Raw genomic sequence first — 23,398 nt, 5'->3', positions numbered from 1 at the left:
CCCCCAACCAGCGCGGTAAAAGGATCATGCTGATGAAAAAAATATTTGCCGGATTGTTGCTGCTGATTCTATTTGTTGTCTTGCCTGGTCAGTTACATCAGAAACATAAACAGGAAACCAGGGACGTTCTGCGGATTGGGACAACGATGCCCCAGGATGTATTTAGTATAAATTCACAGGAGGGTGCCTTTGGGCGCATGGGATATAATGCCTTTGTACAAGCCCTGTTCGTGAATTTGGATGAAAACTTTGCGTTGCAGCCGGATTTTATGCGCAAATGGGAAGTCAAAGACAATAAAGAAATTATTTTTACTTACCCAACGAATGCAAAGTGGCATGACGGTTTGCCGGTTACCGGTGAGGATTTATTGTTTACCTTTGCGTTTTTAAAGAAAAAAAATACGCTCAGCAGCAGATATATTGAATCTGTCGAACTGTTGACTGGCAACAGGGTCCGTATTGTGCTAAACCGGCCAATTGCCTATGGCTTTTTACGGGAATATGCTGCATTTTTCCAAGTGTACCCGAAGCATATCTGGGAAAGAGTAGAAAACCCGGCACAATACCAAGGCCAGGATGCTGTTATTGGCTGCGGCCCCTATCGCTTTGTGCGCTATGACGAAACGGCACGGGTGTCTTATTATGAGGCCTTTCCCGCTTATTTTCGGGGAAAGGCCCCGATCCCTAAGGTTGAGGTTCATTCGTTTGCTACCCAGGAATCGTTGGTAGCGGCGCTGAAAAGCGGCCAGGTGGATGCTATTTATGACTATAGTTCGCCCATACGGCCAACCATCATCAGCTGGCTGCAGGGAACAGAAAATATCGATCTGGGCGAAAGCGTCAATACAGGCAATTATCTGCTGACATATGGCTTTAACAGCAAAAATACCAGTAATTTAGTATTGCGGCAGGCTATTACCAGTGCCCTGGATTATGCCCTGATGGCCCAAACCATAGCCGGGAAGTACGGGGAGATCGCCGGGCGGGGCATTATTTCCCCGGGGAATATCGGCTTTGAGCCGCAGCTCCCCAGGCTGAGCCAGGATGTTACTTTGGCGAATCGGCAATTGGATCAGGCCGGCTATGCTGATATCGACCGGGATGGTTATCGGGAAAGCCCTACGGGAGAAAAGATTGATCTCTTAATTACGCCAAATTGTAATGCAAAAAAAGAAATTAATTTGCGCTTGGCCGAGATTATCAGGAAAAATTTGCAGGCAGCAGGCCTGCGCTCGCACATCGATTATGTGGCTGCCAGAAATAAAAAGGCCTGGCAGGGCCGTATCAGGCAAAATCAGGATTACGAGATTTATGTCGGCTACAATACCCCGGGCGTTGCGCGTTTTCATACAGCCGCATACTACATGGTGTCGCCCGCCTTTGGCTTCCATTGGGGAACCTGCCCGGACGCAGAATATGCCGCCGCTTTCATGGCCATGTTAGAGGCCAGGGATGAGGCGGATTATATTACAGCGGTAAAAAATCTTCAGCATATCCAAGCCGGTTTATTGCCGGGCGTGTCACTTGGCTGGGAAAAAGTGTTTTATCCTTATCGAACCGATAAATTTGAGGGGTGGATCAATTATCCAAGCTGGGGCGTTATTAACAGCAAGACCTGGCTTACTATCAGACCGAAACAGGGGCGATAACAATCAAAGATTATTACCGGGATTGTAATTTTTTGGGAATGAAACCGATCGCGGTCCTGCACCGTTATGGGGTCAACGGCAAGATTGCCGGCAGTATCGCGGCGATAGCCGAAATTCAAAAGGCCCAGCCAATCCTGCATGCGCCGCGGGGCTGCGGCTTTCACTACCGGACATCGGCGCGGACCCGGTTTGCCCCGAACTATAAGCTGGAAGTTACGAATGTAGAGAGCCGCGATATTATCTTCGGCGGGGAAGAAAAGCTGAGGGCTGAAATTAAAAAGGCGGATAGTGTAAACCAGCCGGCTTTGATTGCCGTCATTTCCTCCTGTGTGTCGGCCATTACGAATGATGACCTGGCCGGTATTGTCAAACAGGAACAGGCCAACACCAAGGCCAAATTGATTTATGTGCAGTCGGAAGCGTTTTCCCACCCCCATAAAAGTTGTTCGATACAACGGCTGCAGGAGCGGGTGGAGAATGCCGGCGGCACAAAGGCCGCAAGCAAAGTGCAGTACCAGGGCTGCGGTTTTATCGAGGTTATGAATGCTTTAACCGAGCAGGTTATGGAACCGCAGAAAGTTGTACCGGGAACCGTCAATATTGAGAGCTTTGGCTGGGGCTACGGCGGGGCGGAAAGATTGCGCATGGTAGGCACGAAGCTGGAACAAATCAACATTAAAGTCAATTGCTTGTTACCGACGGCGACAGTCCAACAAATTGCAACAGCGCCCCGGGCGGAATTGAATATTGTGCGCCGGCTGCGGTGGGCGCAGCGCATGCAGCAGCATTTCGGCACGCCCTATTTGCATTTTCCCAGTTTGGAGGACTGGCCTGGCATCGAAGGCATCCGTGATTTTTATGTATTGATTGCGCAGCAGTTTGGCCGGGAAAAAGCGCTGGCAAAAATATTGCGGCAAGAGTGGCAGGCGATTCAGCCGAGGCTGGCCAGGGCGAAAGAGTACCTGGGGCAATTTCGTTATGCCCTGGTAGCACCGTCCCTTAGCCAGCTGCCGGAACTGATTCGTCTTTATGAGCAAAGCTATTACATGCCGCTTTCAGCCATCTGCTTGATTTTACCGGACTCGTACCGTCGTGAGCTGGGAATCGATACGGCGGTGATGGCGAAAATGTTCGCGAATGTTGATAAGGCATTGGCGGAAACGGCGTCCAAGGCGGAGCTTTTCGTTAATCCCAGCGATGGGGAACTGTATTCTATTTTTGCACAGGCCGATTGTATTGTCGGTACGAATAATCCCCGCTTTGAGGGCAAGGGCGCGGCCCTGGTGCCTGCTGTTCACGATTATCGGCCGCTGGATTATGCAGCGTATGTAACCGTCCTGGAGAATTTGGCCCATAAAATGCAAACCAGGAAACCAAAAAATAATTTGTTATTATCACGGCTGCTGTTCAGCCATGATTACTATCCGCTGTTGGCAGACAAAGACTGCCTGGCGTCGCGGGAGCTGTGGCTGAGAATGGGGAGGACGAGATCATAATGAAACCAATGGCAAGCTGTCAGTTGTTAGGCGCTTATCGCGCCTGTGCCGGGATTGCGGACGCTGTACTGCTTTTTCACTCCGTTATCGGCTGCAGCTGGGGGACAATGACTTACCACATTACCAAGCATATGGATAGAATCCATCAGGCAAGCAGTGTCGTATATGATGAGGATGTCATTTACGGCGGCGAAAAAAGCCTGCGCCGGGCGTTACTGAATAGCGAACAATTGTATCCGGCGGCAGCGGTAATCATTGTTATCAGCGGCTGTGTCCCTCATATAATCGGCGATGATGTCCGGGGAATCATTGCGTCCGTGCCCTTGACAAAGCCGGTTGTTGTGTTGGATTCGCCGGGCTTTGCCAGCGGCGACGGGGAGGGGTTTGAAAATGCGCTGCTGACATTGGGGCAGCAGCTGAAAAAGCAAAACAAATTGCCCGATAGCGTCAATTTACTGGGACTTTCTATCCAGGATTTTAAAGCCGAGGCCGATATCGCGGCAATGTGCGGCTTGCTGGGCAACAAGGTAACGGTAAATACCGTAGTTGGCTGCGATCCCTATAACAATTTATTGCAGGCGCCCAAAGCGGCGTTGAATCTGGTATTCCAAAGGGGCATAAAACTGGCAGAATACATGAAAAACACGTTTGAGATTCCCTATGCGGTTGTGGATTATCCCTACGGAATCGCCGGCTGTACGGATTTTTTGCGGCAGATCGAGCTGGCAATGAACATTGATTTTTCGGCTGAAATTGCCGGCTTGCAGGCCGGGATCCAACCTGTTCTGAAACGGACGACCCACTATTTGCAAACCCTGTACGGCCTGCCGGCAGCAGTGCTGGGCGACAGCGCGCATGTAAGCGGTCTGCAAAAATTTCTGGCAGAGGAAATTGGCATGGATATTGCTGTGGCGGCTGAACATTCGGCTCAGGATGGCCATGACATTTATAACAAAATTCGACAAAGCAACAGTGTATTGATTTTTGGCTCTTCTTTTGCGAGAGAACTAAGTGAAGAACTGAAAATTCCCCTGTTCCGTTACAGCTATCCGGTTTTTGATAAAGTGGATGTAAGCGGCGTGCCCTACGTGGGCTTGCAGGGTACGGCAGCATTGCTGGAAGATCTGATTAATCTGGTTTTGGCGGCCGAATATAAAACCAATGGCGTTTATACGCCATTACTCCAGGAAGGGACGAAAGACAATTTTTAGATTTAAGTATATTTTGCAGAAAATAATTGAATATGCTTTTATCCTTGGTATTGTCATAACAATCAATTTCCTGCTGATCCATTACATGCCGGGGGAGCCGCTGGTCCACCTGTTAGGCGAAGAAGATTATTATTACTTGCTTTACAGCTATCCGGACACCTTGGAAGCTGTAAAAGATGCTTACGGTTTGACAAAACCCCTGGCAGAACAATATCTGGCTTACCTTGGCAATATTGCAACCTTACATTTTGGCGCTTCCTTTGTCAGCAAACAAAGCGTGTTTTCTCTTGTTGCAAGCCATTTACAAAGGACACTGATCCTGATCGTGCCGGCAATTATTATCTCCGGCATATTGGGTTTGGCGGCCGGAGCCTATGCGGGCTGGAAGAAAAACAGCAAAATAAATATGGTTTTCTCCGTTCTTTCTATGCTGATTTATACTGTACCGACCTATTGTGTCGCCATTATCCTGCTGGTTGTTTTTTCGTTCCAGAGCGGATTTTTCCCGGTAGGCGGCATGCGTTCGGGCTTGACTACCGGCATGGGCAACATGGCCGATATCCTGTGGCATATGATCTTACCGGTCAGTGTTTTGATTTTGTACCGTACAGTCTACAATTTTTTTATTGTCAAAAGCTCGATTGAGGGTATTAAAAATGAAGAGTATATCCTGACTGCCTACGGCAAGGGGCTTTCCGAAAAAGAGGTTATCTATTCTCATGGCTTGCCCAATGCCGTACTGCCGTATATTACCGTTGTTTGTCTGCAATTTGGCCATGCGGCGGCAGGGACGATGCTGCTGGAGGTGGTTTTTTCCTGGAACGGAATGGGAACCTTGATCTACCAAGCCGTAATGACGAAAGATATTCCGGTTTTGCAAGGCAGCTTTATTCTGCTGAGTGTGTGCATCATGGCTTTTAGTTTGCTGGCTGATTTGCTGTATGTTCTTTTCGACCCGCGCGTGAGAGGAAATTCTGCCCATGGATAAGCGGAAACAGTTATTTTTCACCGGACTTGGCATTTTAATTTTTTTTATGTTGTTGGCAATATTTGCACCATGGCTGGCCCCGTATGACCCCAATGCAATGGGGAAAGCGTTTTTAAAGCCGTCGTTCAGCCATTGGCTCGGCACCAATGACATCGGCGAAGATATTTTAAGTGAGTTGATTTACGGCAGCCGGGTATCATTAATTATTGGCGTTGTTTCTGCGGCTATTATTATGGTTATTGGCACAAGCCTGGGCCTTATCGCCGGTTATTATGGCGGAAAAACCGATAGTTTGCTTATGGGAATCTGCAATATCGTCATCGTGATTCCGACGCTGCCGCTGATTTTGTTGTTGATTGCTTTTATCGATGCCGGCCTAGCAAATATTATTCTCGTCATCTGCATTACCTCCTGGGCTTCCTTTGCCCGGATTGTCCGCTCCCAAGTCTTAAAAATCCGGGAATTGCCCTACATTCAAATGGAACAGGTACTGGGGTTAAGTGATTTGAAAATCCTGGTATTCCATGTGCTGCCGAATATCAAAGATTTAGTGATGATGAAAGGCTGCCTGGCTGTTATCACGGCCATGATGACCGAAGCGGGGCTTAGTTTTTTAGGGATTGGTGTTGTCGAACAAAAGAGCTGGGGCAGTATTTTGCATTATGCCTTCTTCCGGGATGGCGTGTTGAACAATTTTTGGTGGTGGTATATGCCGCCGGTGCTTTGTATCTTTTTATGTGCGCTGGGATTTATGCTGATTTGCGATTTTTACAAGGAAGCAGCGGAGTAGGGAGTTTAACATGCTGAATATCCACAATATAAACGTTAAATTCACAGGGCAAAGCAGCCTCGAGGTTGTCCGCGGCTTTGACTTAGTAGTAAAGCGGGGCGAAAAAACAATCCTGCTCGGGGAATCCGGCAGCGGGAAGAGTATGGTCCTCCTGGCAATCCTGGGGCTTTTGCCGGCAACGGCACAAATCTCAGGCCGGGTTATGTGGAATAGGCAGAATTTATTAACCTTGCCCCGGCCGGAATTAGAGAAGATTCGCGGCCGGGAGATCGCCTATATCCCGCAGGGCGGCGGGAATGGGCTGAATCCGGTGATGCGGATCGGGAACCAATTGACAGAAGGCATTCCTTTGGCCAACGAAGCAGACAGGCAAGCGTTTGCCATCAGGCTGTTGAAACGATTTAGCATCGGCAACGAAGAAAAAGTCAGCAGACAATATCCGCATATGCTGAGCGGCGGCATGAAACAACGGGTGTTAATCGCAAGCGGGACAGCCCGGGGGGCGCAGCTGGTTTTGGCGGACGAGCCAACTAAGGGCTTGGATAAAAACAGAGTGGCGGAAGTCATGCAAATTTTTCAGGAAATGCCGGATATCACGCTGCTGTGCGTGACGCACGATTTGCTGTTTGCGCAAGGATTGGCAAGCCAAATCGTGGTTCTTTATGCAGCCACTGTGTTAGAATATGGAACCCAACAGGATTTCTTTACCTGCCCGCTGCATCCTTATTCGCAGGCGCTCATCGCCGCTTTGCCGGAAAATGGGCTGCAGGTTTTGGACGGGTTCGCACCGCCCCGGGCAGAACTATGCCGGGGGGGCTGTGTCTTTGCCGCCCGCTGCTTACACCGTACGGAACAGTGCAACCAGGAACCGCCGTTTTTTTACCGCGGGACACAGAAAGTAAGGTGCTGGCGCTATGCTGATACGGCTGATTGACGTGGCCGTCCGTTACAATACAGGCAATAAAATAATACCTTGCTACCGGGACGTTATTGCCGGCGTTAATCTTGAAATCGATGCCGGCCAAACCGTTGGCCTTGTCGGTGAAAGCGGCAGCGGCAAATCGACAATTGCCAAAGTTGTGGGCGGTTTGATCAGGACGTCCCAAGGTCAGGTCGAGTTCGAAGGTGGGCAGATAAAGATGCCGTTTGCCTCTTCGGTTCGCCGCCGGATTCAAATGGTATTCCAGCATCCGGAAACGGCATTTGATCCGAAAATGAAATTAGGGGCTAGTCTGAAAGAGCCGTATACGATATATCATTTGCCGTTCAGCAGACAAAGCCTGCTGGCTAATCTGCGCCAATACGGCCTGTACGCAGAACACATCGAGAAATACCCAAGCCAGTTAAGCGGCGGGGAAATCCAGCGTGCCTGTCTGGCCCGGGTTTTGACTTTGCAGCCCAGCCTCCTGATCTTAGATGAAACGACCAGTATGCTGGATGTGATTTCCCAGGCGCAGATGATAAAGCTTTTACTTGAGAACCAGCGAAAATACGGAACGGCTTATCTGGTTATTACCCATGATTGGAAGCTGGCGGAGAAAATCTGCTCCAAAATATATCGCATTGAGAAAGGGGCGATTTCTCCCGGCTGACATTCGTATTCCTTCCCTGCTTTCATAACGCTGTTTTTAGCAAGCGATGTATTATTGCCAAAGATGAGGGTGGACGCACCCGGGCTGCTTGCATTATACATGTAGCGGGCTTTTTTTTAGGCGGAGAGGATTTTTCGCTTTTTGTGGAAAAAAACCGGGAGTATACTTTTTTAACGGAGCATCAAGTAAAGACAATAGGGGAAAGAATGTACTTGACAGCCTGAATTTAATATTGTATTAAAGGGCAATATTAAACGGAGTAGTATATTTGCTATGCTTGTTTTGGATGTATTATAAGATTACTTTACTGAAAGAATCCCCCGTGTTTTCAAGATTCGATATTGATAATAATTATCATTATTGCTATAATGGAATTAAATACTAGTAAATTTGGCAATAAAAGTTATTTTTTGGAGGAGGTAATCATGAAAGGCTATGCCATGTTAAAAATCGGTGAATCTGGTTGGATTGAGAAAGATGTTCCTCAATGCGGGCCCCTGGATGCGATCTGCAAACCCCTGGCGGTTGCCATATGTACTTCCGATATACATACCCTTTGGGAAGGGGCAATCGGCGAAAGGCATAACATGATTTTAGGCCATGAGTGTTGCGCTGAAATTACAGAAGTCGGCTCGCTGGTACGTGATTTTAAGCCTGGCGACCGGGTTTTGGTGCCGGCAATCACACCTGACTGGAACTCCCTGGAGGCGCAGGCCGGTTATTCGATGCATTCCGGCGGCATGCTGGCCGGCTGGAAATTCTCTAACTTTAAGGACGGCGTTTTTTCTGAGTACTTCCATGTGAACGACGCTGACGGCAATCTGGCGCATCTGCCGGCAAAAATTAATGTTGTCGATGCCTGCATGTTGTCCGATATGGTGCCTACGGGCTTCCACGGCGTAGAACTGGCGGACGTCCAGTTCGGCGACACGGTGCTGGTAATCGGCATTGGCCCGGTCGGACTGATGGCGGTGGCGGCGGCATCCTTGCGCGGCGCGGCCGAAATCATCGCGGTCGGCACCCGGCCGAACTGCATTGCGGCGGCTAAAGAATATGGGGCATCCAGGTTTATCAGCTACAAAGACGGAACCATTGAAGAACAGGTGCTGGCGCTGACAAACGGGAAAGGCGTTGATAAGATCGTGATTGCCGGCGGCGGCGTTGAGACCTTTGATTCGGCGATAAAGAGTTTAAAGCCCGGCGGCAAAATCGGCAATGTCAATTATCTCGGTTCCGGCAGCTATGTCAATATTCCCCGCGTAGAATGGGGTGTCGGCATGGGGCATAAGCAGATCAACGGCGGGTTGATGCCCGGCGGACGCCTGCGGATGGAGAAACTGGGCGCGCTCGTTGCCGCCGGCCGGCTGGATGTTTCCCTGCTTTCCAGCCACGTCTTTGCGGGCTGGGAGCATGTAGAGGAGGCCCTGTTCCTGATGCGGGACAAGCCGGCGGATTTGATTAAACCTGTGGTCAAGCTGACAGACTGAACCCTGAAAACATAACAGCCGGTACTTTGGAATTTTCTTCAAGTGCCGGCTGTTTTGTTGTTATTTCCGCCAGGGCAGGAGGCGCATAGTAACAGGGAAAGGAAACTTACATGAAAATACTGATCGTTTCAGGTTTTTTAGGAGCAGGAAAAACCACCTTTATTAAGATGCTGGCCGAAAAAACCAGCCATCGCTTTGTCGTGCTGGAGAACGATTATGGCCAGGAAAATATTGACATGGCCCTGCTGCGCTCAGCCACTAACCTAAATGTCTATGAACTGACAGAAGGGTGCGTCTGCTGCACGATGAAGCAGGATTTCGCCACCGCCGTCCTCACCATCGCCAATGCTCTTGACCCCGAATATCTGGTCGTGGAGCCGACCGGAGTAGCCAAGCTGAGCAATATCCTGGCCAACCTCAAAAAAATTCAATATGAAAGGATTGTTTTGCTCAAGCCGATTACGCTGGTAGACGGTAATACCTTTGATGAGTATCGGCAAGATTACGGCGAGCTTTATACCGATCAATTGGCGGTGGCCTCCCGGATTGTGGTCACGAAAATGGAGCAGGCCGATTCCCGGGAGCTGCAGCGGTTAGAGCAGGAAATCCGCAGGCGGAATAGGAACGCCGAGCTGATACTTTCCCATTATGCCAGTCAGCCCAAAGCCTGGTGGAGTTCCTTATTAGCGGATTTTCTGGATCCCGCGCAGGTGTACCAGGAAAAAACCACAGATATTAGGGGCTTGGAATCTGTTGCGTTAACAGCGGTTTCTTTGGATTCACCGGCCAAATTGGTTGCGTTTTTAGAGGCGGTCGTGTTCGGTGTATTCGGCAAAATTGCGCGGGCTAAGGGCTTCCTGCCGTGCGGCAGTGCGGTGTTGCGTTTTGATGTTGTTGGCCGAACCTACGCTATTACCGGTATGGACAGTGAACCGGCGGAACGGGCAAGCTGCGTTTTCATAGGCGAAAATTTGCGCCGGCACTGGCTGCGGGAGGCTTTGCCGTGTTTAGCGGTGGACCGCCCTCTTCCCGATTGATCACCGCAATGCAACGCCCATAGCCTGATTTTCATTTACAAAATTTGCATAAACCTATTGACAACCAATAAAATATAATGGATAATATAAATCAAGAGATAATAATTATTGTTTGCATAAACTAGTTTATCCGAACAATAATTATATAAAAGAAAATTTACATTTGGAGGTAATGGATTATGTCGTTAATTGGAACTGAAGTAAAACCGTTTAAGGCGCAGGCTTATCACAATGGAAAGTTTATTGAGGTTACAGAAGACAATTTCAAAGGGAAATGGAGCGTAGTATGCTTCTATCCGGCGGATTTTACATTCGTATGCCCCACAGAGCTTGAGGATTTGCAAAATCAATATGCCGCTTTAAGAGAACTGAATGTGGAAGTATATTCTGTTTCCACAGACACTCATTTTACCCATAAAGCCTGGCATGACAGTTCGGAAACGATCAAAAAAATAACCTACATAATGATTGGCGATCCTTCGCATACCCTGGCCAGAAATTTTGAAGTGCTGATTGAAGAAGCAGGCCTTGCTGACCGCGGGACATTCATCATCGACCCCGACGGCATTGTGCAGGCAGTCGAGATCAATGCCGGCGGCATCGGTCGTGATGCCAGCACTTTGATTAACAAGATTAAAGCAGCCCAGTATGTCAGGAAAAACCCTAACGAAGTCTGCCCTGCCAAATGGCAGGAAGGTACCAGAACGCTTAAGCCCAGCCTGGATCTTGTCGGAAAGATTTAATAGGTGGCTGAAATGGTGTTAGACCAGGATATAAAAACCCAATTAGCTCAATATCTTCAGTTGCTGGAAGCCGGTGTGCTGATTAAAGTGAGTGCAGGCAGCGATGATGTATCCAGAGACCTGATTGCCCTGGTGGATGAAATAGCCGCCATGTCGCCACTGATCACAATCGAGAGAACAGAGCTGCCAAGGACGCCCAGTTTCAGTATTAATCGCCCGGGCGAAGACACAGGCATAACATTTGCCGGCATTCCGCTAGGGCATGAGTTTACCTCTTTGGTGCTGGCTTTGCTGCAGGTCAGCGGCAGAGCGCCGAAGGTTGAACAAAGGGTAATCGATCAGATTAAAGGGCTTACAGGCAAGTATCATTTTGAATCTTATATCAGCTTGACCTGCCATAATTGCCCAGAGGTTGTCCAGGCTTTGAATCTTATGAGTGTTCTTAATCCGGATATTACGCATACCATGGTGGATGGTGCTGTTTTTCAGGCGGAAGTGCAGGCGAAACAGGTTATGGCGGTGCCGGCGGTTTATCTTAATGGTGAATTTTTTGGCAGCGGCCGTATGGAAGTCGAGGAAATACTCGCCAAATTCAGTGATGGTGCCGATGTGGCCGAATTGGCGGAAAAAGAGCCTTTTGATATTCTGGTTGTGGGCGGCGGCCCGGCTGGAGCCAGCGCCGCTATTTATGCGGCCAGGAAAGGAATCCGCACCGGTATTGTCGCCGAACGGTTCGGCGGCCAGGTTAAAGATACCCTGGGCATTGAAAACTTTATCAGTATAAAATATACCGAAGGCCCTAAGCTGGCGGCAAATCTTGAGGAACACATGCAGGAATACCGGATTGATGCGATGAAGCTCCAGCGCGGCCGGCGTTTGGCGAGGAAAGAACTGGTTGAACTTGAAATGGAAAACGGCGCCGTCCTAAAAAGTAAAGCCGTCATTCTGGCTACAGGAGCCCGCTGGCGCAATATTGGCGTACCGGGAGAAACCGAGTTTAAGAATAAAGGGGTGGCCTACTGCCCGCATTGCGATGGCCCCTTGTTTAAAGGCAAGCGGGTGGCCGTTATCGGCGGCGGCAACTCCGGGGTTGAAGCGGCGATTGATTTGGCCGGCATTGTGGAGCATGTGACTGTGCTCGAATTTATGCCGGAGCTGAAAGCCGATACTGTTCTGCAGCAGCGCCTGTACAGCTTGCCGAATGTGACGGTGTTGAAAAATGTGCAAACAAAGGAAATCACCGGCCGGGAAAAGGTCGATGGCCTTTCCTATACGGACCGCGGTACAGGCGAAAACTATCACCTGGAACTGGAGGGGGTATTTATCCTGATCGGCCTGATTCCGAATACCGATTGGCTGCGGGATACAATCGCCTGCAATCGCTTTGGCGAGATTATTGTAGACAGCCAGGGAGCGACCAATGTACCGGGGGTATTTGCTGCAGGTGACTGCACAACCACTCCTTACAAGCAGATTATTATTGCTATGGGGTCTGGCGCAAATGCAGCCCTGGGAGCATTTGACTACTTAATACGGAATTGATTTAAAGACGCAAAGGCAGCTAGCCTTTGCGTCTTTTTCGGCGGATGAGGCGGTATGGGGCAGTGCGTAACCGGGAAGACTACAATGCCAGTATAGGTCCGTCCAGTTGAATGAGAGGTCTGAAAGTAAAAGGAGTAGCTGCCATGGGTTGGATCATTGCGAGTTCAACAACAGTTGCGAGATTTCGTTATCATTCAGAAACTCAGATGCTCGAAATTGAGTTTACAAGCGGTTCTGTTTACCGGTATTTTAATGTGCCTAACATTATTTATGAAAATTTTGTTAAGCAGGTAGTTGCAGGTGAGTCAGCCGGGCAATATTTTAATGCCAATATCAGGGGCTGCTTTCGGTATGCCCGGGTCTGAATGAGTAAGGAGGATCTGGAGATAAACAGCTTTAGATGGACGCTTTTAGGCGACAGCCCATAGCTTGAGTGCGGTTCTTATAACGGCCCCACATATTTGCTTACATAATCCTCCATCAGCGCCAGGCCGCCCCGGAAACCGGCATAGCTTCGCTCCATAATTAACCTGTCCAGCACCGGGAAGGCAATGCTTAAATGTACGGCGGAAAACTCTTCGCCGGCGATATGCTTTTCCAGTGAGCTGGCAAATAAAACTAAAAAACTGCGGTTTTTCAGCTTTTGCCTGATTCGATGAGAATCCACTTCAAAAACAATGTCCGGTTTTACGGCACTCTCCAACCCCGCGCTTAACTCTGCCAAAATGACAGGCCGCTTCTCTGCCGGCGGGTCGTCGGTAATAATAACAATATCCGGCAGGTAGCCGACCTCATTGGTCAAATACTGAGTAATCCCAATCGCGCTGGCACTGTCGGCAACCACTGCATAATAGGCATGGGGGAAGCCCAAAATCAAGGCGTCACCCAAATACTCGGTAAAGCGATAAGCAAGTTTTTCCTCGCCGGCGATATAGGCTTCCACAACGTTGTCAGCCAGTTTCAGTTTTTGCGCCAGGGCCCGCAAAAGTTTACTCGTCTGCTTAGGGCCTACCGGTACGCTGGGAAAGGCCAGGAAAGGAGTTCCGAACTTTTCTTGCAGCATTTCTGCAATTCTATGTCCATGCCAGGGGGATAAAACCAGATTAAGTTCAGCAGCCGGAATTTTTTGCACATTTTCCAGGCCATTAAATTCAGTAAAAATAATATTAGCCTGTAAGCCAACGGCCGCTAAGGTCTGTTTAATGGCTTTCAAATCGCCTTTCCAGAATACATGCTGATAGGGTACAACACCAAAAATATTTACCAGCCCTGTTGCTTTAGGCCGTGGTTTTAGCAGCTGGTCGATGATTGCTTCAAAAAATGCTTCATAGCCATGGTAGGAATTGCCGGAAAAGCCGGCGGCCTTTACATGGACAATCGGCACCTGTTCCTTAAACTCCCGTACGACCGAATCCACATCATCACCAATGAGCGAGGGGACGCAACCGGAAATTACGGTATAAAAATTTCCTTCCATCAATTCAATTGTCGATGCGATTAAATCACGGAGCTTCGTTTCCCCGCCAAAAATGACATGTTCTTCAATCAAAGAAGAGCAGGGAGTATTGGTTGTCCCCTGCGGTCCGCCCGAATTCTGACCGCCCGCATAATGCTGGCCGAATAACTGGCCCAGCCCACAGCCGGCGCCTGAGTGGAGAATCGGCACTGTCCTGTATAATGCTAAGGCGGCGGAATGGGCTCCGCCCAAAGCGCATGAATATCTGGGGGCTTCCAGCGCGGAAGTGCCGCTGTTTTTTTCCTCAACTGCCAACACTATACACCTGCCTTATAAGAATAGTAAAGCGGATCAGGCTGCTTATACCACCAATCGCGGTACGTATCCTGCGTTTTGGCCAGCATTGTATTCTGGAAAGACCGCGTTTTAGTCGACTGCAGCAGGAAGTTGCCGCAGGCAATCGCTCCGGCATACCCGCTTTGCCGGCTCCAGGGCATGGGATCGCCCCGCAGGGCATGAATGCGGGTTACATCCTTGCCGCGTTTATATGCATTGCCCTGGAACGGGCAGGTCAGGGTAATATCAGGATCTTTACGCCTGGTAATATGGGCCTGTTCTGAAGCCTGGAAGGTATTTACCAGAATGTCGAAATCGCCGATTTTCGCAATAAGGTCTTCGACTTCGGCCAGCACAAGGTTGTCAAAATCCTGGCAGATGGCCGCCGCCGACTCGAGGCCCAACTCATCAAAATAGGGCATTTGCGCCAGCAGCCGCCCCTGCCCCAGAGCTCCCAGCACCTGGGGTTTGGCGCCGTTTTTGAGCTTGCTGAATTCCTGCTGTATCGCCTGTAATTTGGGGACCCAGACCTTGTGTTCCTCCGCGATTAATGCTTCGATTTCCTCTTCTTTGCCGGTGTGTCTGGCAATCTGACGCAGCCATTCGTCGGTGCTGGCAATCCCCATCGGCGAGGGATACAGGAAATAGGGGATGCCATACTCCTGTTCCAGGCCCCGTGACAGATAATCAGTGTAGGTGGGACATAGCGGTGCGGTAACAGCCGCTTCCGCCAGCTGTTCAAATTGCTCGACCGTGGCAAATTCCGGGATGAAGTTTGGCCGCAGGCCGACTTTATTTAATAGTCGCTTGATTTCTAAACGATCCTGCCATGTGTAGGACAGCATACTGGCTACATTAACCAAATCAGCTTGCTTCTTGGCCGGTTTTTTTACCAAATATTTCAGAACGGCATGCCATAAGGCATCATAGCCTGTTTGCACCAGGCGCGAGCGCACGCCTTCACAATGAACCGGCACAAGCCGGGCTTTCACTGCCGCCTGTGCTTCACTGACAACGCCTTCAATGTCTTCGCCGATAATCCCGGAAGCGCAGGAGGTCAAAATAAAAATAGCTCTCGGTGCATAACGGCTTTCGGCCTCGAATATGGCATTGCGCAGCTTGTCGCCTGCCCCATACACGACATCTTTTTCGGTAAGGCTGGTCGTCAGCCAGTGTAAATCAAACTGTGCCGGGCGCCCCAGGGCCGGCGGGATGCTGCGAAATAGCTCGCGGTACCCCAGGGCCGAGGACGAGCAGCCGACCGGGGCATGGAAGATCGTTACCGCATCCCGGATGGAGGTAACTCTGACCGCTAAGTAAAAGTTTAGCAAGCAGCCGGAGGTTTGCTGGAACTTTCTTTCGCAGTTTTTCAGGCTGCCATCCTTCGCCTTATTAAGCAATTCAGTAGCTTTCCCATAAAAAATATTGATGCCGCTGGCCCTTTGTTCCCGGTTCAGGCACGTTTTTTCCCGTAAATCAATATCCTGAATTAATTTATTCTCTGTGCTCATTGACTTGCCACTCCTTTCTGTAATGCGGCATTCCGCCTTTGCCGCAAATTTTCAATTTATAGTGTGCCGCTCATTTCATCCAGTCGTCTATAAACATAAATTTCTTTATTATCTCGATTCATAAACAAAGAAATTTTTTTATAGACAGTGTTCTAATATTTTTAACAATAAAAAAACCAAAAGAATATTTCTAAATACGAAATATCTTTTGGCCTTCAGTCTTTTGGCTAATCAGCACATCAGTATAAATTTTTCTTTTATTATTACCCAGCGCGGTAAGAAATGCAAGTGTTTTTTTAAAATTTGGTTTTTTTCCTCTGTCTCGTTGCCCTCATTCTCAACCTCAGGCAGAAAGCTTCCAACTGCCGGCTTCTGTAATATTCAGGGTTCTGTGGTGATACTCCATAAGTGTGCTGCGGTGCCCCACGCTGATGATTGTCGCTCCGGGCAGTTGTTCATGCAATAAGCGGTGCATCGTCATTTCGGTCTCTTCATCCAGGGCCGATGTAGCCTCGTCCAAGAACAGCCATTGCGGACGCTGCAGGATGGCTCTGGCAAAGGCGATGCGCTGCTGTTCGCCCAGCGAAAGAATGTGGGACCAATTACCGTCTTCATGGAGACAATCAATAAATTCCCCCAGTTTGCACATTGTCATAATTTCCCTGAGCTTTTCCGCGGTAAACAAATCGGCCGCTGCGGGATAAGCAAGTATTTCCCGCAAGGTACCTAACGGCAAATAAGGCTTTTGCGGCAAAAACAGCATGCTTTCCCCGGCCGGCATCTGGATATTGCCCTGACCAAAGGGCCAGATGCCGGCAAGCGTTTTCATCAAAGTGCTTTTTCCGCTCCCCGATGCGCCCGTAATCAGTAACCTGTCCCCAGGCTGTACCTGCAGTTCCAGGTTTTTTAACAATAACTCGCCGGTGGGCAGCTTAACATTCAAGCAGGCCACACCCAGCAGCCGACCGGGTGCAGCAGTAATCGCAATGGAATTGTCACTTGCCGTTGCGTGTATATTGTCTATATGCTCTGCAAAACTGCTCAGCCGCTTCATCACCGCCTGCAGCTGCGCCAGCGAGGCTTCGTGCATGGAATAAAACTTGTCGATGAAAAAAGACAAAGACTGTTCTACCTGCGTAAAAGCCGTGGCTGTCTGAAACAGGCCTCCCAATTGCATTTTTCCCTCAAAGATGCGTGGTACGGAGATAAGATAAGGCAGCAAAAAAGAAAGTCGCCAGTGCAATAAAGTCACATAAGATAGTCTTCTCTGGCCGGACATGAGGGCCCGAAAGTTTTCAACAATCAACTGAAAGCGGTTTAAAAAGTTTACCCGCTCCCGCTGCTCGCCGTTGTAAAAGGCGATGCCCTCACCGTTTTCCCGCAACCGGATTAAACTAAAACGGAAATCAGCCTCATAGCGCTGCTGCACAAAATTCAGCTTGATCAGCGAGTTGCCAACGACTGCTGTCAGCCATGAACCGGCTACGGCATAAATAATCGCCACCCATACCATATAGCCCGGGATGCTGACCCCATACGGGCCGACAGTCAAATCGATGATTCCGGACAAATTCCACAAAACAACGATAAAGGAAGCGAGGGTAAGGCTGGATTTGAATAAGCCAAACGATAATTCCAGCACATAAGAGACAAACAGACGCACGTCTTCGCTGATCCGCTGATCAGGATTATCTGTGTCATAATCTAACATTTGCAGCAAATAATACGTACGCTTGCTCAGCCATGCCTGCAGATAATGATTGGTCAGCCAGGTTCGCCATCTGACCTCCAGCATTTGCTGCAAATAAAGCTTGTTGACATCAACGACAAGAAAAATGAGTGTAAATACCGGCCAATAAAGAAAAAGATGAAAAAATTTCGCCCTGTCCAGCTCCTGAATCGTGTTGTAAAACTGATTTTGCCAGACATTATATTTGACCAGCACATATACGTTCAGTATCTGCAGAGCAATAACAGATGCCGCCAGGAGGCGGGCAGACCATTTCTCCTCCGATGTCCAGAACCCCCGGGAAATCTTCCAAGCCTGCCGGAAAAAATTCAACATACTTTGTCCACCTTTGCCATGCTTTTAATTAGCGGGGTTAACGGCAACGGCTATCTTGGTGATACCCGTTTGCCGGATAGCAGCCATCAACTCAATGACACGCCCATGCTCCACACTGCGGTCGGCATTAATAATAACCGATACCGGCTGGTTGTTATGTTGCTGCGCGAGGCGCAGGGCGGCGTCTGCCGGTGAGGCGACGGGGTCTTGTTCATAAAAAAGCCGGTTGTCTTTAGTCAGGGTAATGGTGAGTACCTGCGGACTGTCCGTTTTCATGGCGCCGGCCTGGGGAAGATTGACCGGCAGGCTACTTTGCACGGTCATTGATAATGTGGCAATCATAAAAAAAACCAGCAAAAAAAACATGGTATCAATCATCGGAATAATTTCAATCCGGGCTTTTTTAGGCGAATTTCTTGCTATCTTCATATTTCTCACTCCCGCCTGGCAACCTCCCCAGCGCTATCTCCAGCTTGGTTGCCTGATACTCAATGACCTCAGTCTCCGCCTCAACCTTGGCCAAAAAATAGTTGTAAGGAATTAAACTAACGACGGCGACGCCGATTCCGGTCGCGGTGGCTATCAAAGCCTCCGCCACCCCGCCGGTAACCGCATGGGGTTGGCCCATTCCGCCTATTGCCATTACCTGGAAGGAACTGATCATGCCGATAATCGTACCCAGCAAACCCAGCAGCGGCGAAAGGGTGATAATGGTGTCCAGCACCGGCAAGCCCCGTTTCATTGTGGCAATTTCAATCATTGCCGCCGCTTCCATAGCATTGGCTGCCGTCAGACGGTTCTCCATCCCGGCCGCCAACACTCTTAACAGCGGGACTTTTCCTCCTTTGGCCAGCAGCTGCGCGTCATCCAGCTTCCCTTGGCCGGCGAGCCGAACCACCTCTTCCGCCTGCTGGGCCGCATCGATTTTGCTAAAATATAAAAGTCTCTCCACAATGACGGATACGGCCGCAAGCGAGCAAAGCCCCAGCGGAACCATAACCCAGCCGCCCATGATCAGTATTTCCAACATTTTCTTCATCCTCCCTGTGTGTGTGCCGTCGGTTTATTTGCCATCGGCAAGCCTGAATCTTACTTTTACATCGTGAAAACTCTCGACTGCGGCTTCTCCTCTGCGCGCGGGTGAAAATCGCCATTTTTCCACCGCCTGCGCAGCGGCCGTATCCAGTGAGGCATAGCCGCTGCTGTGACGAATTGAGGTGCTTACAGCGGAACCGTCTGCGCCGACCAGTACCCGCACAACGACCACTCCCTCCCAGCCAGCCTGCCAGGCGTCACGCGGGTAAGCAGGCCGGGAGCCGGAAACGAGACTGGCCTGGGTCCTGCTTACAGACTGCTTGTCATCCTGCTGGCCCGCGTTATCATCCGCAACGTCTTCGCTGCCGCCGCCCTCAGGCAAGGAAACCACAGCGCCCGCGCCTGTTGTCTCACTGAGCTGCGCCGACGGCTGCCGGTCAGGCAGTGTTTTGGTGCGCGGTTGCTTATTTTCGCGTTCCCCGATCACTTGTTTTGTTTCCTCTCGCTGCGTTGCTGGCCCCGCAGCGGCCGAACTGAATTGCTGCAAGGTATTACCGGTATCTGCCACCGTTGCCGGTATAAATTCAACGGCAATAGGAGCAACAGCCGCCACCGGAGTATAGGGTTTGATCACGATTGGAAGGCAGGCCAACAGCACTATATGTATTAGTAAAGAAATACCGGTCGCCTTAACATATGGATGCTTTCCCATTGTATTCTGCTCCATCCTACAAGATTTTCTGATTATGACCGTCGCCTGTGGATACGGCAATCACAGGGAGCGGAGTACCGCCCCCCGCATCTGCCGTGATAAGATCAAAAAGACCGCTCCGCTCTTAAGGTAAAGCTGCGGGGCGTACCTGCATATACCGACACGCCGGTTTGGGCGGGATAATATTTTCTATTGGTCAGGTTGTACACATTCAGCGAATATTTCCAGGCAGCGGGTTTATAATAGACAACCGCATCGATCACGTTATACCCGGGAACCCAGATGGTGTTAAGCGTGTTGAAAGGCCGTTTGCTCACATGGGTTATCCCGCCGCCGAAGCCCAGGCCTTTCCAGGCACCGGCCTGTATTTCGTAGGTTGACCACAGTTTGAAGGTTTGCCTGGGTACGGCCACGAACTGCTTGCCAACCCAGGTCGGACGCTGCGGATCTTTGGTCACGATTGAATCATTTTTCGCATAGGCCGCCAGCAGATTCCAGCCAGGTTTAAGCTGGTAGCTAAGATCCAGTTCATAGCCCCGGCTCTCCTGTTCGCCAATCAACTGGTAATCCGTATTGGCAGTAGTTCCCAGATTGACAATGATGTTTGTCTGTTGGATGTTGTAACGGGACAAGGTCAAACTGGCCTGATCGCTAATATTGTATTTGACGCCGCCTTCAAGCTGGCGGCCTTTTTTCGGCTGAAAGGTTTGCACGCCGGTGATTTGTCCGCCAACGCTGATGTTTCGTGACGCGTTATAATCAAAGGATGTACCATAGCCAATAAACCAGGTCAGCCCGGGCGCCGACTCATAAGTCGAGCCGATCCGGTAGGTCGTGGCCGATGCCCTGCCGCCACTGGCATCAACGGTTTCAGAATAGGATGAATGGCTGATTCCGCCCGCCACCTTCAGCCGGTTGGAAACAGCGGCCGTATCCGACACATAGACGCTATGGCGGTACCTGGACGTTGAGCGCCAGGGGCTTGCTTCCACAGCCGGCCGCGGATCAAATACCGGCTTGAGGTAATCGACCGGGGTTAGCTCGGCGTCGGCCGATATGGGCCAGGTTTGCTTGTACCGGGACCATTCATACCCCAGGGCCACCTGGTGATCTATGCCTCCGGCCGTAAGCTTGGCACTGGCGGTTGTATCCCACGCATAAGCGTCGGCTTTGATAATATTCCAGCTATAATAAGATGCTATTTTCCCGCTTGTATAATCGCCGTTAACCCAGCTTTCATCGCCGATGTAACGCCGGTCGTTGTGGGTGCTGCTGTAGCGCAGCGCCGAAGTAATTTTCCAAATATCATTCAACTGGTGATCCACCCTGGCATTGAGCGCCCGCCCGATAAAATAATGACGCTGGCCGGGATCATAATAATTTGCGTCATAGGGGACGAGGCTGTACGGCGCGGCAATGGTGCCGATAACGGGCAAACTGCCGGTATAGCCGCCGGCAATATCGTAATGATTATACTGGGCCTGGAACGTATAAACAGTATCGCTGCGCGGCTGGCCCTGCACAATCAGACTGCCATTGAAATGCTTATTGTTGACATCTTTTTGGAATTGCGCCAGGCGGTCTGTCGAAATGATCGTCCGCGACAACCATTTGCCATCCTGGGTAAGCGGCACGGATGCATCCAAATTTACGCTTCGGCTGCCCCAGGAGCCATACTCCAGCCCGATGGAGTACGTTTCCTCCGTTAAAGGTTTTTTGGTAATATAATTAATAACCCCGCCGGGCTGCAACTCGCCAAAAAACAAGGAGCTGGGCCCCTTCAGCACTTCCACGCGATCCAGGTTGCCGGTCCAGCCGCCTACACCTAACGGATCGTACAAACCGTCATAATAATAGTTATTGGCCTCAAAACCGCGGATGGAAAAGGACGGATTTAAATTGTCATGGGGATTCCACACCGCAGTACCCGTATTCACACCGGCGACATTTGACAGTACTGCGGCCACTGTATGGGCGTGCTGCTCCGCAATGACTTTCTGCCCGATTGCGGTAATCGTCTGGGGGATATCCTTCGTTTCCGCCTCGGTTTTGCTGCCGGTGGAACTGCGGGTGACCACATAATTGGTTAACCCTTCCGCGTCAGGCGGCTGACCAATGGCCAGTTCTTGCTTTCTTTTTTCCTCAACTTCCACTTCAGTCATCGGCACCGGCTCAGTCTCATCAACCTGATGTTCAGCCTGCAGCGCCGCCTCCTCCTCGGCCCAGGCCAGCCCTTGCGGCCCAAGTGACAAAGCGATGGTTAGCGTACCATAAAGCAACAGTTTCGCTTGTTTGCGCGTCATTTTTCTACCCCTTTCCATACAACAATAAACACAGCCCGGTTTTTTACCGCCTACGATTCTTCTTGCTTTGTCCGGCAGCCTTGTCCTCTGTCTGCAGGCGACAGCAAACGCCACCACCTGTTAAGCAAACAGCGCGTTGATTCTCCTTCAGTTCACACAACCGCCGTAAAACCAAGTTCTTCTATGGCCTTTACAACCACAGCCGGCTCAGCCGAGCCAATGATGGTTGCCTGTTTTGCTGCCAGCTCGACAGTGACATGCGTCACCCCGGGAATTGCGGCCAGTCTTGTTGCGACTTTCCCCCTGCAGCCGTTGCAGGCCATGCCTTCAATTTGCACTACGGTTTTTCGCTCACCCATTTAAACCACCTCCCTTCTCTGAACAAAAAAGCCAAAGGCTAAGTTATCGTATGACGACAAACTTAGCCTTTAGCTTTTACTAATCAGCTCAATTCTTTTCGCGCATAAAACATAAGTAATTATATAATCCGGTGTTATTAGAATAATATAGTATTCTCGATTATTTCACAAGTACCAATAATTATATGATATACTAATATAAAAAGTACCGGGAGGATTTTTTCGTATGTCCAGAACAACCATCAGAGGCCTGTGTCCGGTCACCGTTAAGCAGATGCTGTTGGCCCAGAAATTAATTGCCGGCAAATGGAAATTTGTCATTTTGCTGTTTTTAAGCGATGGAACGAAACGATTTAATGAACTGAATCGATTGTTGCCCGATATTTCCCAAGGGATCCTTACCCAGCAGCTAAGAGAACTTGAGCGCGATGGAATCGTACATAGAGAAATCTATAAAGAAATACCACCCAAGGTGGAGTATTCATTAACTGAAATCGGGAGAAACTTCATTCCTGTTTTAGATCAGGTATTGCAATGGATCCAATTTTATAACGAACACGACAATAAGCCGGGAGCAAGCAACCCGGCTGAAAAAAAACCTCTTGTTGTGTAACTATCTGGTTGTCTTGATCTTAACAAGGAAAATATAGTATTTGACAGCCAGCAGGATGAGAAGGAATAAGTGCACAAGCCTGTTGTCGATGATAAAAAAGGGGAAGCTCATCATGAGCGTAGAACAGGTAAGGACGCAGATCTTTGACTTTAGCGGCATTGACCAATTCTGCTCAAGTTCCTGCAAGTGGTTGCGATATATGGCTGTTGAGGTAAACCAGGCGTAAAACCGGCGGGATCCCTTGGCAAAGCAAAACGATGCCAGCAGCAAAAACGGGACCGTAGGCAGCAAAGGGATCATGACGCCGACTGCTCCCAGACCCAGAAACAACAGCCCTAAGCCAACATAGACAGTTTTCACTCGTGTCCTCCCTGTCGCGGCATAATATAACCGAATTGTTTATTGATAACAATTATCATTAATTATACTAACTGATTAACGGCAAGCATGTCAATACTCTCAATGTAAATACC

The 23,398-nt window shown here is 49.7% G+C and carries 22 protein-coding genes; 13 read left to right on the top strand and 9 right to left on the bottom strand.

Features of this window, described 5'->3' with window-relative positions; all coding sequences use genetic code 11:
* The first annotated feature begins 32 nt into the window (after nt 1-32).
* The 12 genes from ACZ481_RS24345 to ACZ481_RS24290 all read left to right on the top strand — a co-directional run bounded on the left by ACZ481_RS24345 (nt 33) and on the right by ACZ481_RS24290 (nt 12,900).
* Nucleotides 33-1,649, top strand: a complete 1,617-nt coding sequence (locus ACZ481_RS24345) for an ABC transporter substrate-binding protein (RefSeq protein ID WP_464767930.1) — start codon at nt 33-35, stop codon at nt 1,647-1,649.
* Nucleotides 1,650-1,687: 38 nt separating this feature from the next.
* On the top strand, nt 1,688-3,145 hold the full coding sequence (locus ACZ481_RS24340) for a nitrogenase component 1 (protein WP_464767929.1): 1,458 nt from the start codon (nt 1,688-1,690) through the stop codon (nt 3,143-3,145).
* The gene (locus tag ACZ481_RS24335) at nt 3,145-4,356 is read left to right on the top strand and encodes a nitrogenase component 1 (RefSeq protein WP_464767928.1); all 1,212 of its coding nucleotides are present in this window, start codon (nt 3,145-3,147) and stop codon (nt 4,354-4,356) included. Before ACZ481_RS24340 ends, ACZ481_RS24335 begins: the two co-directional genes overlap by 1 nt.
* 13 nt (nt 4,357-4,369) lie before the next feature.
* Complete coding sequence (locus tag ACZ481_RS24330) at nt 4,370-5,344, top strand: ABC transporter permease (protein ID WP_464767927.1); 975 nt, start codon at nt 4,370-4,372, stop codon at nt 5,342-5,344.
* A complete protein-coding gene (locus tag ACZ481_RS24325; RefSeq protein ID WP_464767926.1) occupies nt 5,337-6,134 on the top strand; it encodes an ABC transporter permease in 798 nt (265 codons plus the stop codon). Before ACZ481_RS24330 ends, ACZ481_RS24325 begins: the two co-directional genes overlap by 8 nt.
* 10 nt (nt 6,135-6,144) lie before the next feature.
* On the top strand, nt 6,145-7,068 hold the full coding sequence (locus ACZ481_RS24320) for an ABC transporter ATP-binding protein (RefSeq protein ID WP_464767925.1): 924 nt from the start codon (nt 6,145-6,147) through the stop codon (nt 7,066-7,068).
* Nucleotides 7,049-7,726, top strand: a complete 678-nt coding sequence (locus ACZ481_RS24315; protein WP_464767924.1) for an ABC transporter ATP-binding protein — start codon at nt 7,049-7,051, stop codon at nt 7,724-7,726. Before ACZ481_RS24320 ends, ACZ481_RS24315 begins: the two co-directional genes overlap by 20 nt.
* 425 nt (nt 7,727-8,151) lie before the next feature.
* On the top strand, nt 8,152-9,213 hold the full coding sequence (locus ACZ481_RS24310; protein ID WP_464767923.1) for an NAD(P)-dependent alcohol dehydrogenase: 1,062 nt from the start codon (nt 8,152-8,154) through the stop codon (nt 9,211-9,213).
* 110 nt (nt 9,214-9,323) lie between these two features.
* Complete coding sequence (locus ACZ481_RS24305; RefSeq protein WP_464767922.1) at nt 9,324-10,250, top strand: CobW family GTP-binding protein; 927 nt, start codon at nt 9,324-9,326, stop codon at nt 10,248-10,250.
* 179 nt (nt 10,251-10,429) lie between these two features.
* Nucleotides 10,430-10,993: an alkyl hydroperoxide reductase subunit C gene (ahpC, locus tag ACZ481_RS24300; protein ID WP_464767921.1), complete on the top strand. Its 564-nt coding sequence runs from the start codon at nt 10,430-10,432 to the stop codon at nt 10,991-10,993.
* Nucleotides 10,994-11,005: 12 nt separating this feature from the next.
* Entirely contained in the window at nt 11,006-12,535 is a 1,530-nt protein-coding gene (gene ahpF, locus ACZ481_RS24295; protein ID WP_464767920.1) for an alkyl hydroperoxide reductase subunit F, read from the top strand.
* Between the two features lie 143 nt (nt 12,536-12,678).
* A complete protein-coding gene (locus ACZ481_RS24290) occupies nt 12,679-12,900 on the top strand; it encodes a KTSC domain-containing protein (RefSeq protein ID WP_464767919.1) in 222 nt (73 codons plus the stop codon).
* Nucleotides 12,901-12,977: 77 nt separating this feature from the next.
* Here ACZ481_RS24290 and ACZ481_RS24285 read toward each other — a convergent pair whose 3' ends face one another.
* The 8 genes from ACZ481_RS24285 to ACZ481_RS24250 all read right to left on the bottom strand — a co-directional run bounded on the left by ACZ481_RS24285 (nt 12,978) and on the right by ACZ481_RS24250 (nt 22,312).
* Entirely contained in the window at nt 12,978-14,309 is a 1,332-nt protein-coding gene (locus tag ACZ481_RS24285; RefSeq protein WP_464767918.1) for a nitrogenase component 1, read from the bottom strand.
* The gene (locus tag ACZ481_RS24280) at nt 14,309-15,838 is read right to left on the bottom strand and encodes a nitrogenase component 1 (RefSeq protein WP_464767917.1); all 1,530 of its coding nucleotides are present in this window, start codon (nt 15,836-15,838) and stop codon (nt 14,309-14,311) included. The genes ACZ481_RS24285 and ACZ481_RS24280 overlap by 1 nt, the downstream gene beginning before the upstream one ends.
* Nucleotides 15,839-16,181: 343 nt before the next feature.
* The gene (locus ACZ481_RS24275; protein ID WP_464767916.1) at nt 16,182-17,903 is read right to left on the bottom strand and encodes an ABC transporter ATP-binding protein/permease; all 1,722 of its coding nucleotides are present in this window, start codon (nt 17,901-17,903) and stop codon (nt 16,182-16,184) included.
* A 24-nt stretch (nt 17,904-17,927) separates the two neighbouring features.
* Nucleotides 17,928-18,332, bottom strand: a complete 405-nt coding sequence (locus ACZ481_RS24270; RefSeq protein WP_464767915.1) for an ExbD/TolR family protein — start codon at nt 18,330-18,332, stop codon at nt 17,928-17,930.
* The gene (locus ACZ481_RS24265) at nt 18,307-18,933 is read right to left on the bottom strand and encodes a MotA/TolQ/ExbB proton channel family protein (protein WP_464767914.1); all 627 of its coding nucleotides are present in this window, start codon (nt 18,931-18,933) and stop codon (nt 18,307-18,309) included. The genes ACZ481_RS24270 and ACZ481_RS24265 overlap by 26 nt, the downstream gene beginning before the upstream one ends.
* Before the next feature lie 33 nt (nt 18,934-18,966).
* Nucleotides 18,967-19,650 carry an energy transducer TonB gene (locus tag ACZ481_RS24260; RefSeq protein ID WP_464767913.1) on the bottom strand — a complete coding sequence of 228 codons (684 nt, stop codon included), beginning with the start codon at nt 19,648-19,650 and terminating at the stop codon, nt 18,967-18,969.
* Nucleotides 19,651-19,754: 104 nt separating this feature from the next.
* On the bottom strand, nt 19,755-21,953 hold the full coding sequence (locus tag ACZ481_RS24255; protein ID WP_464767912.1) for a TonB-dependent siderophore receptor: 2,199 nt from the start codon (nt 21,951-21,953) through the stop codon (nt 19,755-19,757).
* Nucleotides 21,954-22,105: 152 nt separating this feature from the next.
* On the bottom strand, nt 22,106-22,312 hold the full coding sequence (locus ACZ481_RS24250) for a heavy-metal-associated domain-containing protein (protein WP_464767911.1): 207 nt from the start codon (nt 22,310-22,312) through the stop codon (nt 22,106-22,108).
* A 226-nt stretch (nt 22,313-22,538) separates the two neighbouring features.
* On the opposite strand from ACZ481_RS24250, the gene ACZ481_RS24245 reads away from it, so the two are divergent.
* The gene (locus tag ACZ481_RS24245; protein ID WP_464767910.1) at nt 22,539-22,925 is read left to right on the top strand and encodes a winged helix-turn-helix transcriptional regulator; all 387 of its coding nucleotides are present in this window, start codon (nt 22,539-22,541) and stop codon (nt 22,923-22,925) included.
* On the opposite strand, the gene ACZ481_RS24240 is transcribed toward ACZ481_RS24245, so the two are convergent.
* Nucleotides 22,926-23,285 (bottom strand): YbaN family protein, encoded by a 360-nt coding sequence (locus ACZ481_RS24240; RefSeq protein ID WP_464767909.1) that lies wholly within the window; start codon nt 23,283-23,285, stop codon nt 22,926-22,928.
* Nucleotides 23,286-23,398 lie beyond the last annotated feature (113 nt).

Source organism: Sporomusa intestinalis (genome assembly GCF_055383785.1).
Note: the sequence above shows the minus strand (reverse complement) of the source record. Positions and strands in the feature narration are given on the sequence as shown.